The sequence below is a fragment of the Solibacillus sp. FSL R7-0668 genome, from assembly GCF_038006205.1.
In the GTDB taxonomy this organism is placed as follows: Bacteria; Bacillota; Bacilli; order Bacillales_A; family Planococcaceae; genus Solibacillus.
On the sequence record NZ_JBBOUU010000001.1, the window covers coordinates 3847278 to 3861096 of the forward strand.

General features: G+C 40.6%; 10 protein-coding genes. 1 reads left to right on the forward strand and 9 read right to left on the reverse strand.

The annotated features are described in order from the left end of the window. Nucleotides 1-79: 79 nt before the first annotated feature. Both MKX47_RS19360 and MKX47_RS19365 read right to left on the reverse strand, forming a co-directional pair. A complete protein-coding gene (locus MKX47_RS19360; protein WP_340777398.1) occupies nucleotides 80-1048 on the reverse strand; it encodes a sensor histidine kinase in 969 nt (322 codons plus the stop codon). Continuing rightward, the gene (locus MKX47_RS19365) at nucleotides 1045-1725 is read right to left on the reverse strand and encodes a response regulator transcription factor (RefSeq protein WP_340777400.1); all 681 of its coding nucleotides are present in this window, start codon (nucleotides 1723-1725) and stop codon (nucleotides 1045-1047) included. Before MKX47_RS19365 ends, MKX47_RS19360 begins: the two co-directional genes overlap by 4 nt. 104 nt (nucleotides 1726-1829) lie before the next feature. On the opposite strand from MKX47_RS19365, the gene MKX47_RS19370 reads away from it, so the two are divergent. Beyond that, nucleotides 1830-2717, forward strand: a complete 888-nt coding sequence (locus tag MKX47_RS19370) for a LysR family transcriptional regulator (protein ID WP_340777402.1) — start codon at nucleotides 1830-1832, stop codon at nucleotides 2715-2717. A 45-nt stretch (nucleotides 2718-2762) separates the two neighbouring features. On the opposite strand, the gene MKX47_RS19375 is transcribed toward MKX47_RS19370, so the two are convergent. The 7 genes from MKX47_RS19375 to rpoC form a co-directional block, all read right to left on the reverse strand. Continuing rightward, on the reverse strand, nucleotides 2763-4940 hold the full coding sequence (locus tag MKX47_RS19375; RefSeq protein WP_340777404.1) for a malate synthase G: 2178 nt from the start codon (nucleotides 4938-4940) through the stop codon (nucleotides 2763-2765). Nucleotides 4941-5119: 179 nt separating this feature from the next. After that, nucleotides 5120-6307: an elongation factor Tu gene (gene tuf / locus MKX47_RS19380; RefSeq protein WP_340777406.1), complete on the reverse strand. Its 1188-nt coding sequence runs from the start codon at nucleotides 6305-6307 to the stop codon at nucleotides 5120-5122. A 138-nt stretch (nucleotides 6308-6445) separates the two neighbouring features. Next, the gene (gene fusA / locus MKX47_RS19385) at nucleotides 6446-8524 is read right to left on the reverse strand and encodes an elongation factor G (RefSeq protein ID WP_340777409.1); all 2079 of its coding nucleotides are present in this window, start codon (nucleotides 8522-8524) and stop codon (nucleotides 6446-6448) included. A 79-nt stretch (nucleotides 8525-8603) separates the two neighbouring features. Continuing rightward, the gene (gene rpsG, locus MKX47_RS19390; protein WP_241370732.1) at nucleotides 8604-9074 is read right to left on the reverse strand and encodes a 30S ribosomal protein S7; all 471 of its coding nucleotides are present in this window, start codon (nucleotides 9072-9074) and stop codon (nucleotides 8604-8606) included. 41 nt (nucleotides 9075-9115) lie between these two features. Continuing rightward, nucleotides 9116-9535 carry a 30S ribosomal protein S12 gene (gene rpsL / locus MKX47_RS19395; protein ID WP_008406983.1) on the reverse strand — a complete coding sequence of 140 codons (420 nt, stop codon included), beginning with the start codon at nucleotides 9533-9535 and terminating at the stop codon, nucleotides 9116-9118. 101 nt (nucleotides 9536-9636) lie between these two features. After that, the gene (locus tag MKX47_RS19400; protein WP_340777412.1) at nucleotides 9637-9888 is read right to left on the reverse strand and encodes a ribosomal L7Ae/L30e/S12e/Gadd45 family protein; all 252 of its coding nucleotides are present in this window, start codon (nucleotides 9886-9888) and stop codon (nucleotides 9637-9639) included. 178 nt (nucleotides 9889-10066) lie between these two features. After that, nucleotides 10067-13747: a DNA-directed RNA polymerase subunit beta' gene (gene rpoC, locus MKX47_RS19405; RefSeq protein WP_340777414.1), complete on the reverse strand. Its 3681-nt coding sequence runs from the start codon at nucleotides 13745-13747 to the stop codon at nucleotides 10067-10069. Nucleotides 13748-13819 lie beyond the last annotated feature (72 nt).

Sequence of the window (13819 nt, forward strand, 5' to 3'; positions counted from 1 at the left end):
CCTTTATTTTACCCGCTTCTAGCATCCGAATCGTTTGATTGACATGACAAAAACGCCCGCAATGTGACGATGTTGTCACTTACGCGAGCGTTTTTACATACGCATTCGTTTTAGGGAAACGTATGTGGACCGTTGTGCCGATTTGTTCTGTTGAATCAATGCTAAGCTGAATGGCTAAAGAATCGGCTACTTGTTTTGCTAAATAGAGCCCCATTCCTGTCGCTGCACTCGTTTCGCGTCCAATTGTACCTGTGTATGATTTACGGAAAACACGTGGTAAGTCTTCTGTTTTAATGCCGACACCCTGATCTTGTATATGCAAAATGAGCTGTTCATGCTCGGTCGTTGTGTAAATGTGGATTTCGCCACCTACCTCACTATACTTCACCGCATTCGATAAAATTTGCCGTGTAATAAAGCCAAGCCATTTCGCGTCTGTTTGAACTACGACATCAACATCCTGTAAATCAAGCGCAAGCTGTTTTTCAAAGCACCAGCTACGTAACGACTTCACCTCCTGCACAAGCACCTCTTTCAGCACTACTTTTTCTATTCGATTATCTTGCTCAATGGTCAGTAAACGCGTGGCATGGAGCTGTTGGTCGAGTAATAAATACAAGCGCAGCCATTCCGTTTCCATTTGCTCCTTTAGTTCAGGCGCCTCCATTTTATCAACAATCAATTGAATTGCCGTCAATGGTGATTTCATCTCATGCACCCATGCGACTAACTCATCCTGACGTTCTAACAAGAGTAATTTTTGCTCCTGTAGCTCTGCCTTATGACGAGAAAGCCTTTCTTCATACTCCTCTTTAACAGCCTCGGCATAATTCCGCTTTTTATAGGCATAGTCCCTCATCATTTTCGCTTCCACCAGGTAACGCCATAATAAAAAGAAACCAATCAGTACGAACCATACAAGATTCATATAATATAGCGACACCCCTTGAAAGCCGCTATCTACAACTAAAATTAAATTAACAATCAACTGCAAACCTACTACAAACAGCAGCCAAGAGCTATGCTGGCGCAAAAACAAGCGTATCATTCACTCACCGCCATATAGCCAAGCCCTTTTTTCGTTAAGATGACATCGACTAAACCAATTTCCTCTAAACGCTGGCGCAAGCGATTGACATTGACCGTCAGCGTATTGTCATTGACAAAGCGCTCATCATCCCAAAGTTTACGCATTAAATCATCACGTGACACGATTTGCCCCTTCACCTTCACTAAAACCTTTAAAATAAATAGCTCATTTTTTGTTAGCTCTACCTGCTTGTTTTGAAAATGGACAAGTGCACGGTCGTATTGGATTTCAGCACCGTTCCACGTTTCCACATCATGTTGCGCCACTTCCTGATAATCATAAGTACGGCGCAATAATGCTTGTACCTTTGCAAGTAGCACCTCCATATGAAACGGCTTTTGCACAAAATCATCGGCCCCCATTTGCATCGCCATTACCATATCCATTGGATGATCACGCGAAGATAAAAATAAAATAGGCACTTTCGATTGCGCCCGAATTTCACGACACCAATGAAAGCCGTCAAATGCAGGTAGCTGAATATCAATTATGACGAGCTGCGGTTTTTGTTCTGAAAAAGTAGTCATCACCTGATGGAAGTTTTCCGGACCTACTACCTCAATATTCCACTGACGGAAGCGCTCCTCAATCAATGAAAAAATTGCCCCATCGTCTTCGATTAATAACACTTTCAACTCACCCACACTCCTTCTCCCTTTATTATACAAAAAACACTATATTCGCGTATGGTTAAACTTTGTTATAATCGAGGCAATCATTGTTAGACGAGGTGAAAGAAATGGATATTCGCCAAATTGAATATTTTGTAGAGGTTGCCAAGCAGCTCAGCTTCACAAAAGCAGCTGCCACACTGCATGTATCCCAGCCATCTATTAGTAAAGCGATACAAAATTTTGAAGCAGAGCTCGGTGTACCACTATTTTACCGTTCATCCAAGCAGCTTGAACTAACGGATGCTGGTCAAGCGGTGCTCATCAATTCCATGCAAGTGCTCGAATCATTCCAAAACCTACGCTCTGAATTAACTGATTTAATGCAGCTAAAGAAGGGGCAAATCCGAATCGGTATCCCGCCAATCGTAGGCGCCGAATTTTTCTCACGTTTGATTAGCATGTACAAAGAACAAAATCCGTATATCGAAATCGTATTAACAGAGGTAGGCACCAAAAAAATCCGTGAAGAAATTGATGTCGGCGAACTCGATATTGGCCTTGTATGCAGTGTCGCATCGACCAATGAAAATCTTGAAACCATTTGTTTTTTACGAGACCCTTTGCAACTGATTGTGCATGAAAATCATCCACTCGCACAAAAAAACAATATCACCATGGCTGATTTAACTAATGAAGCCTTTATTATTTACCGCAAAGACTTTATCTTATATGACCGCATTATGGAAGAATGCTCGAAGCTTGGCTTTTCTCCAACAATTGCATGCGAAACGACACAAAAGGATCTGTTTATCGAAATGGTACAGGCTCAGCTCGGCATTGCTCTGCTCCCCCAAAAAATTGCTGAAAAAATCCCGTATCCCTCTATTAAATGCATTCCATTCAAAGAGGAAATTATTCATCTTGAGCTCGGCATTACGTGGAAGAAAAATAAGTATCTCCCGTTTGCGGTACGTGAATTTATTCGACTCGCAAAGCAATTTGTACTTCATTAAAAAAGGACTATCCAGAAATAGGTATTCTGGATAGCCCCCATATTTTTAAGCATTTACTTTTTGTTTAGCCTTCGCTTCAATACGCTTTTTGTGTAAAATCGGCTCTGTATACCCACTTGGCTGATCATAGCCTTTAAATACTAAGTCACTCGCCGCTTGGAATGCGACTGACTCCTCATAATTAGCTGACATCGGTGTATAAGCTGCATCATCTGCATTTTGCTCATCCACTACCTTTGCCATACGCTTTAATGTTTCTTCCACTTGCGCTGCTGTACAAATGCCGTGGTGTAACCAGTTTGCTACATGCTGACTTGAAATACGCAATGTCGCACGGTCTTCCATTAAGCCGATATTATTAATATCTGGAACCTTCGAACAACCAACCCCATGCTCTACCCAGCGCACAACATAACCTAAAATTCCTTGTGCATTATTATCCAACTCTTGCTGAATCTCCTCAGGTGACCAATCTGTAGACGGCGCAACTGGAATTTGTAAAATCGCATCTTGTAAATCCTCAGACGTTACGATTCCTTTTTGCACCTCTTTTACGTCCACTTCATGGTAATGCGTTGCGTGTAAAGTCGCTGCTGTTGGTGATGGAACCCAGGCTGTATTCGCACCTGCTTGCGGATGGCCAATTTTTTGTTTGATCATTTCAGCCATTAAATCCGGCATCGCCCACATCCCTTTACCAATTTGAGCGCGACCTTGTAAGCCGGCATTTAAGCCTACGATTACATTGGATTTTTCATAGGATGTTAACCAAGTCGATGCTTTCATTTCACCTTTACGAATCATCGCCCCCGCTTCCATCGACGTATGAATTTCATCACCCGTACGATCTAAGAAGCCTGTATTAATGAAAACAACACGGTTCTTTACTTCTTTGATACATGCTTTTAAATTTAGGGATGTGCGGCGCTCCTCATCCATAACCCCAATTTTTAATGTATCGCGCTCTAAGCCAATTAAATCTTCTACCTGTGTAAATAGTTTATTAGCAAACGCCACTTCTGCTGGACCATGCATTTTTGGCTTTACAATATATACAGAGCCTTTTTGCGAATTTTTATGCTGTCCGTTGCCTAACACTTCATGCTTCGCGATTAAGCTTGTAATCACGCCATCCATAATACCTTCAGGAACTTCATTGCCATCCTTATCTAAAATGGCCGGGTTTGTCATTAAATGACCTACGTTACGAATAAACATCAGCGAACGCCCGTTCAACGTTACTGTCTCGCCATTTAGCCCTGTGTATAAACGGTTTGGATTTAATGTACGTGTCATTGTTTTTGAGCCTTTTTCAAAAGTTGCTGAAAGGTCGCCTTTCATTAGCCCCAGCCAGTTGGAATACACCTCAACCTTATCCTCTGCGTCTACTGCTGCTACAGAATCCTCGCAGTCCATAATCGTTGTCACGGCTGACTCTAAATACACATCCTTCACACCTGCTGCATCCTCTTTACCAATTGGATGATTGCGGTCAATTTGAATTTCAATGTGTAGGTCATTATTTTTCAATAAAATAGCTGTCGGTGCACTGGCATCCCCATTGTAACCAATTAATTTTTCTGCTTGTGCGAGCGTTGTGTTTGTTCCATCTGCTAATGTCACTTCAAGTCTACCCGCGGCAATGACATAGCACGTTGCATCTGCATGCGAACCTTGCTGTAAAGCGGCTGCCTTATTTAAAAAGTCCTTTGCATAAGCGATTACTTTATTGCCACGTATCGGATTATAGCCTTTACCAGCTTCAGCTCCATCTTCATCACTAATTACATCCGTGCCGTAAAGCGCATCATAAAAACTACCCCAACGTGCATTTGCTGCATTAATTGCATAGCGCGCATTACTTACAGGTACTACTAACTGTGGCCCAGCCTGCAATGCAATTTCATCATCTACATTTTCAGTCTCTACTTTATAATCTTCTATTTTAGGCTCTAAGTAGCCGATTTCTTGTAAAAAGGATTTATACTGATCAAAGTTAAAATTATTTTTATTTTCCTTATGCCAGTTATTAATTTGTGCTTGTAACTCCTCACGACGTACTAATAGTGCTTTATTTTCTGGTGCCAACTCATGAATTAATTGATCAAAGCCTGCCCAAAAGCTTTCCTGTTCTACACCGCTTTCAGGTAATACATGATTATTAATAAAATCTGCTAATTGCTCAGCTACTTGTAAATTTCCAACTTGCACATAATTCGTCATAAAAAATCCCCCTTCAATTGAACAATCCCCTGTTCTTAAGGAAGATTATACTTGAAGCTGGCACTATAAATAAAATACATATTTCGAATAAACATTATGCCTTTTAACTATATTGAATGCAAAAAAACACCTTGTAAGCGTCCCTACAAGGTGTTTTGAACCTTAGCTAAAAGCTAAAATTATTTTTGGATAGTAGCAACTACGCCAGCGCCTACAGTACGGCCACCCTCACGGATAGAGAATTTAGTACCTTCTTCAAGAGCGATTGGAGCGATTAATTCTACAGTCATTTCGATGTTATCGCCAGGCATAACCATTTCTACGCCTTCTGGTAACATACAAATACCAGTTACGTCAGTTGTACGGAAGTAGAACTGAGGACGGTAGTTAGAGAAGAATGGAGTATGACGTCCACCCTCTTCTTTTGATAATACATAAACTTCTGCTTTGAAGTTTGTGTGTGGAGTGATTGAACCTGGTTTAGCTAATACTTGACCACGTTGGATGTCTTCACGAGCAACACCACGTAATAAAGCACCAATGTTGTCACCAGCTTCAGCGTAATCTAATAATTTACGGAACATTTCTACACCAGTTACAGTTGTAGATTTAGCTTCTTCAGTGATACCGATGATTTCTACTACGTCACCAACTTTAACTTGACCACGTTCAACACGGCCAGTTGCAACTGTACCACGACCAGTGATAGAGAATACGTCCTCTACTGGCATCATGAATGGTTTGTCAGTTTGACGCTCTGGAGTTGGGATGTACTCATCAACAGCGTTCATTAATTCAACGATTTTTTCTTCCCACTCAGGCTCACCTTCAAGAGCTTTAAGAGCAGAACCTTTGATTACAGGAATATCGTCGCCTGGGAATTCATATTCAGATAGTAGGTCACGGATTTCCATTTCTACTAATTCTAATAATTCTTCGTCGTCAACCATATCACATTTGTTCATGAATACTACTAAGTAAGGAACACCTACTTGACGAGATAAAAGGATGTGCTCACGAGTTTGTGGCATTGGACCATCAGCAGCAGATACTACTAAGATACCGCCATCCATTTGTGCAGCACCAGTGATCATGTTTTTAACATAGTCAGCGTGTCCTGGGCAGTCTACGTGTGCGTAGTGACGAGTTTCAGTTTCATACTCAACGTGTGAAGTATTGATTGTAATACCACGTTCTTTTTCTTCTGGTGCGTTGTCTACGTCAGCATATGATTTAGCTTCCCCACCCATTTTTTTAGAAAGAACTGTTGCGATTGCAGCAGTTAAAGTTGTTTTACCATGGTCAACGTGTCCGATTGTACCAACGTTAGCATGCGTTTTTGAACGGTCAAATTTTTCTTTAGCCATTAGAAAATGCCTCCTCAGAGTTATGTTTTATTTTATTTTAAAATATATACTAAAATTGCTGACTATAGATGGGCCCATCTATAGTTCCGCAATCATAGCTTACAAATTATTTATACTTGATGCAAGATGAAATTTCAATTATTCACCTTTATTTTTTTTGATAATTTCTTCTGCAATTGATTTTGGTACATCTTCATAGTGATCGAACACCATTGAGAATACACCGCGACCTTGTGTTGCAGAACGTAAAGTTGTAGCATAGCCGAACATTTCAGCTAATGGTACCATTGCGCGTACTACTTGAGAGTTACCGCGAGCTTCCATACCCTCAACGCGTCCGCGACGAGCAGTAATGTTACCCATGATATCACCAAGGTACTCTTCTGGAATTACAACTTCAACTTTCATCATTGGCTCTAATAAAGCTGGGCTACATTTTTTAGCAGCTTCTTTTAATGCCATAGAAGCAGCGATTTTGAATGCCATCTCATTCGAGTCAACATCATGGTAAGAACCGAATACTAATTTCGCTTTAATATCGATTAATGGGTAACCAGCAATTACACCGCGATCTAAAGAATCACGTAAACCAGCTTCTACAGCAGGAATGTATTCACGAGGTACAACACCACCAACGATAGCGTTTTCGAATTCAAAGCCTTTACCTTCTTCGTTTGGAGAGAACTCGATCGTTACGTCACCGTATTGACCGCGACCACCAGATTGACGAGTGAATTTACCTTGAACTTTAGCTTCAGAACGGAATGTCTCACGGTAAGATACCATTGGAGCACCAACGTTTGCATCAACTTTAAATTCACGGCGCATACGGTCAACTAGGATGTCTAAGTGTAACTCACCCATACCAGAGATGATCGTTTGTCCAGTTTCTGTGTCAGTGTGAGCACGGAAAGTTGGATCTTCTTCTTGTAATTTAGCTAATGCTTGACCCATCTTATCTTGGTCAGCTTTAGATTTTGGTTCTACAGATAAAGAGATAACTGGCTCTGGGAACTCCATAGACTCTAAAATAACAAGGTTTTTATCGTCACATAAAGTATCACCAGTTGAAGTATCTTTAAGACCTACAGCAGCAGCGATATCACCTGCGAATACTTTTGAAATCTCTTCACGAGAGTTAGCGTGCATTTGTAGGATACGACCTACACGCTCACGTTTACCTTTAGAAGAGTTTTGTACGTAAGAACCAGCTTCTAATGTACCAGAGTACACACGGAAGAATGTTAACTTACCTACGAATGGGTCAGTCATTACTTTGAATGCAAGCGCTGAGAATGGCTCTTCATCAGAAGAATGACGGATGATTTCTTCTTCACCATCAATGTCAGTACCTTTAATGTCAGGAACATCCGTTGGAGCTGGAAGATAATCAACAGCTGCATCTAGCATTTTACGAACACCTTTGTGTTTGAATGCTGTACCACAAAGTACTGGGTAGAATTCTACCGCGATAGTAGCTTTACGGATTGCTGCTTTTAATTCTTCTTTAGTAATTTCTTCGCCTTCTAAGTATTTCTCCATAAGATCTTCATCAACACTTGCAACAGCGTCGATTAATTTCTCACGGTACTCTTCAGCTTGTGCTTTATGAGATTCTGGAATCTCACCAACTGTTACTGCAGTACCCTCTTCGTTACCGTAGAATGTAGCGTTCATTTCTACTAAGTCGATGATAGCTGAGAACTCGTCTTCTGCACCAATTGGTAATTGGATTGGGTGAGCGTTTGCTTGTAAACGTTCATGTAATGTTCCTAAAGAATATAAGAAATCTGCACCCATTTTATCCATTTTGTTGATGAATACGATACGAGGAACCCCGTAAGTAGTAGCTTGACGCCATACTGTTTCAGTTTGAGGCTCAACACCTGATTGAGCATCTAATACTGTTACAGCACCATCAAGTACACGTAAAGAACGTTCTACTTCTACAGTGAAGTCTACGTGTCCAGGAGTATCGATGATGTTGATACGGTGACCAGCCCATTGTGCTGTTGTAGCAGCAGAAGTGATTGTGATACCACGTTCTTGCTCTTGCTCCATCCAGTCCATTTGAGCTCCACCGTCATGCGTTTCACCGATTTTGTGAATCTTACCAGTGTAATAAAGGATACGCTCAGTTGTTGTTGTTTTACCAGCATCAATGTGAGCCATGATCCCAATATTACGAGTATTCTCTAGAGAGAATTCGCGTTTCATAGGAAATTTCTCCTTCCATATTGGGTTAACTGTTTAGATAAAAAACCTTAAGCTCTAGCAAGCTAGAGCTAAGTTTAAATTACCAACGGTAGTGAGCAAACGCTTTGTTCGCTTCTGCCATTTTGTGCATATCTTCACGTTTCTTAACTGAAGCACCAGTGTTGTTTGATGCATCTAAGATTTCGTTAGCTAAACGCTCTTCCATCGTTTTTTCACCACGAAGACGAGAATAGTTAACTAAATAACGTAAACCTAAAGTTGTACGACGTTCTGGACGAACTTCTACTGGTACTTGGTAGTTAGAACCACCAACACGACGAGCGCGTACTTCTAATACTGGCATTACGTTGTTTAATGCAGCTTCAAATACTTCTAAAGCATTTTGACCCGAACGCTCTTGAACTAATTCAAAAGCTCCGTATAAAATCTTTTGAGAAGTACCTCTTTTACCATCAATCATCATTTTGTTGATTAAACGAGTTACTAGTTTCGAATTATAAATTGGATCTGGTAACACGTCACGTTTGGAAACAGGACCTTTACGAGGCATGTGTTTTCCTCCTTTCAAATAGTGGTCTATATAAAATTAAATTATTTTTTTTCTTTAGGGCGTTTTGTTCCGTATTTAGAACGTGATTGTAAACGACCGTTTACACCAGCTGTATCAAGAGCACCACGTACGATATGGTAACGAACACCCGCTAAGTCTTTTACGCGTCCGCCACGGATAAGAACTACACTGTGTTCTTGTAAGTTGTGGCCTTCACCTGGGATATACGCAGTAACCTCAAGTTGGTTAGTTAAGCGTACACGAGCATATTTACGTAAAGCCGAGTTCGGTTTACGTGGTGTCATTGTACCTACACGAGTACAAACTCCGCGTTTTTGTGGAGATTTAACGTCAGTTAAAGATTTTTTAAATGAGTTATAACCTTTGTTTAACGCTGGAGATTTTGATTTCGTGCTTTTAGATTGACGAGGCTTACGTACTAATTGGTTAATTGTAGGCATCGATTTGTCCTCCCTTCATTTTTTCCTTTTTTCAATACCACACATCCAGGTGGTTCATTTTTTGGGTAAAAACAAAGTCTTTGTGTATTTTTACACAAAAACTACATCGCAGTAATCGCAACAACCGCAGCTCCAACATGAATGCCGCAAGCTTTTCCAAGTTCTTTCTTTGAATTGACGTGATAAACTGGTACACCAATTTCTTTCGCGAGAAGAATGGCCGGATCGGTTACCCAATTGTCTGCATCAATTGCGACGAAAAGAGCTGTTACTTGTCCAGCACGCATTGCTTTCACTGCTTGCTTTATACCTATGATTGTTTGACTAGCCTGTTTTACTTGATCGTAAGACATTTTCATATCCTCCTAAGTACAGACAGCTAACTATCAACCTTCAATATATTATCATTCCAAACTTACACTGTCAACCAATATCTTACGAAAAGATCATTAGTTTATTTTGCTTTAAAGAAATGCCTTAGAAAAACTCCGGTAGAGACTAACTCTACCGGAATTGTAATTATTGTAAGGCCTATTCAGCTGTAATTACTTCTTCTGTTTCATCTTGCTCCATACGGATTTGACGGTAACGTTGCATACCTGTACCAGCCGGAACTAGTTTACCGATAATTACGTTTTCCTTCAGACCTAGAAGCTCATCACGTTTACCTTTAATTGCAGCATCCGTTAACACACGTGTTGTTTCTTGGAATGATGCAGCAGATAAGAATGATTCTGTTTCAAGAGAAGCTTTTGTAATACCTAAAATAACAGGGCGACAAGTTGCTGGTGTTTTGCCGTTTAATACAGCATCAACATTTGCCTCAGAGAATTGGTGAATATCCAGTAATGAACCTGGTAATAACTCTGTATCACCTGCTTCGATTACACGCACTTTACGAAGCATTTGGCGAACCATTACTTCGATGTGTTTGTCACCAATTTCTACCCCTTGCATACGGTATACTTTTTGTACTTCTTTTAGTAAATATTCTTGAACTGTTGATACGTCTTTTACTTTTAATAATTGTTTTGGGTCAATTGAACCTTCAGATAAAGTTTGACCTGCAGCAATCATATCACCTTCAATTACTTTTAAACGAGCATTATAAGGTGCTTGATATTTACGCGTTTCAACTTCGCCTTGAATCGTTACTTCTTTTAGACCTTCACGGATTTCATCGATTTCGATTACTTTACCAGAGATTTCAGAGATGACCGCTTGCCCTTTTGGATTACGTGCTTCGAAAATCTCTTGGATACGTGGAAGACCTTGTGTGATATCGTTACCCGCTACCCCACCTGTATGGAATGTACGCATCGTTAACTGCGTACCTGGCTCACCGATAGATTGCGCTGCGATAATACCTACCGCCTCACCAACTTCTACCTCTTCACCAGTAGCTAAGTTCATACCATAACATTTTTTACATACGCCATGTTTTGTATTACATGTGAATGCAGAACGAATTGTAATTTCTTCGATACCCGCTTCGTCAATAACACGTGCAATATCTTGTGTAACTAGACCATCGCGCTCTACGATAACCGCTCCCGTTTCTGGGTGACGAACTGTTTTCTTCACATAACGACCAACGATACGCTCATCTAATGCTTCGATTAATTCGTTACCTTCCATTAACGAGCCGATTAATAAACCGCGATCCGTACCACAGTCGTCTTCACGAACGATAACATCTTGTGCTACGTCTACTAGACGACGAGTTAAGTAACCTGAATCGGCTGTTTTAAGTGCTGTATCGGCTAGACCTTTACGCGCACCGTGTGTAGAGATGAAGTACTCTAATACTGTTAAACCTTCACGGAATGAAGATTTGATTGGTAACTCGATGATTCGTCCAGCCGGGTTGGCCATCAGACCACGCATACCCGCTAACTGAGTGAAGTTCGATGCGTTACCACGGGCACCAGAGTCAGACATCATGAAGATTGGGTTTGTATTTTGTAACGATTTCATCAGCTTACCTTGGATTTCGTCCTTCGCAGCTGTCCATACATTAATAACACGGTTATAACGCTCTTCCTCCGTAATTAAACCACGACGGAATTGAACCATTACTTTATCTACTTTACCTTGTGCTTCTTCAAGGATTACACCTTTGTCTGGTAATACAACGATATCAGATACACCTACTGTAATACCTGCACGTGTAGAATATTTGAAACCTAAGTTTTTCATGCGGTCAAGCATTTTAGAAGTTTCTGTAATATGGAACTCTTTAAATACTTCTGCGATGACATTTCCTAAGAATTTTTTACGGAAAGGATCTACTACAGGTGCGTTTGTGAAGTGTTTCGCTAACACAGCACGACGTTGCGCTTCAATTTTTTCTGTTTCAGATAAATCTGCATAGCCTTCTGTAGCTTCGATTTCTTTTTGTAACGCTTCGTCAATTGTTAAGTTTACGAAGTATTTCTCAGGTGTTTTTTGTTCTAAGTTTGTAGCAGTAGGCTCGTTAATGTAAGGGAATGACTTCGGTAAAATTTCGTTGAAGATTACCTTACCAACCGTAGTTAATAGGAACATGCTATTTTGTTCTTCTGTAAACGTTGGGTTATTCAATGAGCTTGCTTTAATGGCAATACGAGAGTGTAAATGTACATGACCATTTTGGTATGCAATTAGCACTTCATTTGAATTGTTAAAGATTGAACCTTCACCACGCGCGTTTTCACGTTCAAGCGTTAAGTAATAGTTACCTAATACCATATCTTGAGATGGCGTTACGACTGGTTTACCATCTTTCGGGTTCAGGATATTTTGTGCTGCTAACATTAATAAACGAGCTTCTGCTTGCGCTTCTGCTGATAATGGAACGTGAACTGCCATTTGGTCACCATCAAAGTCAGCGTTGTAAGCTGTACATACTAATGGGTGAAGACGAATTGCACGACCCTCTACTAATGTAGGCTCGAATGCTTGAATACCAAGACGGTGAAGCGTCGGTGCACGGTTAAGTAATACCGGATGCTCACGAATTACATCTTCTAAAACGTCCCAAACTTCATTGTGTAAACGCTCAATTTTGCGTTTTGCACTCTTAATGTTATGAGCTAGGCCACGTTCTACTAATTCTTTCATTACGAAAGGCTTGAATAGTTCGATTGCCATTTCTTTCGGAAGACCACATTGGTACATTTTTAAGTTTGGACCTACTACGATAACCGAACGACCAGAGTAGTCTACACGTTTACCAAGTAAGTTTTGACGGAAACGACCTTGCTTCCCTTTCAGCATGTGTGAAAGTGATTTTAAAGGACGGTTACCAGGACCTGTTACAGGACGACCACGACGACCATTATCGATTAATGCGTCAACCGCTTCTTGTAACATACGTTTTTCGTTTTGTACGATGATGCTTGGTGCGCCAAGATCAAGTAAACGTTTTAAACGGTTATTACGGTTGATAACACGACGGTAAAGATCATTTAAGTCAGAAGTTGCGAAACGACCACCATCTAATTGCACCATTGGACGAAGCTCTGGTGGGATTACTGGTAGGACATCTAAAATCATCCACTCTGGTTTGTTACCTGAGTTACGGAATGCTTCTACTACTTCTAAACGCTTAATTGCACGTGTGCGGCGTTGGCCTTGTGCAGATTTTAACTCTTCTTTTAATACAGCTGTTTCGTCTTCTAAATCGATTTTTTCTAAAAGGCGTTTGATTGCTTCTGCACCCATTGCCGCTTCGAATTCGTTGCCGTATTTTTCACGGTATGCACGATATTCTTTTTCAGAAAGTAAATCTTTGAAGCCTAAAGCTGTTTGACCTGGCTCAATTACAACATAAGAAGCAAAGTAAATCACTTCTTCTAGTGCACGAGGAGACATGTCTAAAATAAGACCCATACGGCTTGGAATACCTTTGAAGTACCAAATGTGCGATACAGGTGCTGCAAGTTCGATGTGCCCTTGACGTTCACGACGAACTTTTGCGCGTGTTACTTCTACGCCACAACGGTCACAAACGACGCCTTTATAACGTACACGCTTATATTTACCACAGTGACATTCCCAGTCTTTCGTTGGTCCGAAAATGCGTTCACAGAATAGACCATCTTTTTCTGGTTTTAATGTACGGTAATTGATTGTTTCTGGTTTTTTAACTTCACCATATGACCAAGAGCGAATCTTGTCTGGAGAAGCTAAACCAATTTTCATATATTCAAATTCATTAACATCGATCAAGGAGCCTACCTCCCTTAAGTTATAAGTCTTAAATGACTTTTCATTGTAGCTCTGCTATTGCAAAAATTTCAT

Bases quoted from the DNA above. Each gene is read 5' to 3' on its own strand.
- MKX47_RS19360 (WP_340777398.1), bottom strand. From the start codon at position 1,048: ATGATACGCTTGTTTTTGCGCCAGCATAGCTCTTGGCTGCTGTTTGTA.
- MKX47_RS19370 (WP_340777402.1), top strand. From the start codon at position 1,830: ATGGATATTCGCCAAATTGAATATTTTGTAGAGGTTGCCAAGCAGCTC.
- MKX47_RS19375 (WP_340777404.1), bottom strand. From the start codon at position 4,940: ATGACGAATTATGTGCAAGTTGGAAATTTACAAGTAGCTGAGCAATTA.
- tuf (WP_340777406.1), bottom strand. From the start codon at position 6,307: ATGGCTAAAGAAAAATTTGACCGTTCAAAAACGCATGCTAACGTTGGT.
- fusA (WP_340777409.1), bottom strand. From the start codon at position 8,524: ATGAAACGCGAATTCTCTCTAGAGAATACTCGTAATATTGGGATCATG.
- rpsG (WP_241370732.1), bottom strand. From the start codon at position 9,074: ATGCCTCGTAAAGGTCCTGTTTCCAAACGTGACGTGTTACCAGATCCA.
- rpsL (WP_008406983.1), bottom strand. From the start codon at position 9,535: ATGCCTACAATTAACCAATTAGTACGTAAGCCTCGTCAATCTAAAAGC.
- MKX47_RS19400 (WP_340777412.1), bottom strand. From the start codon at position 9,888: ATGTCTTACGATCAAGTAAAACAGGCTAGTCAAACAATCATAGGTATA.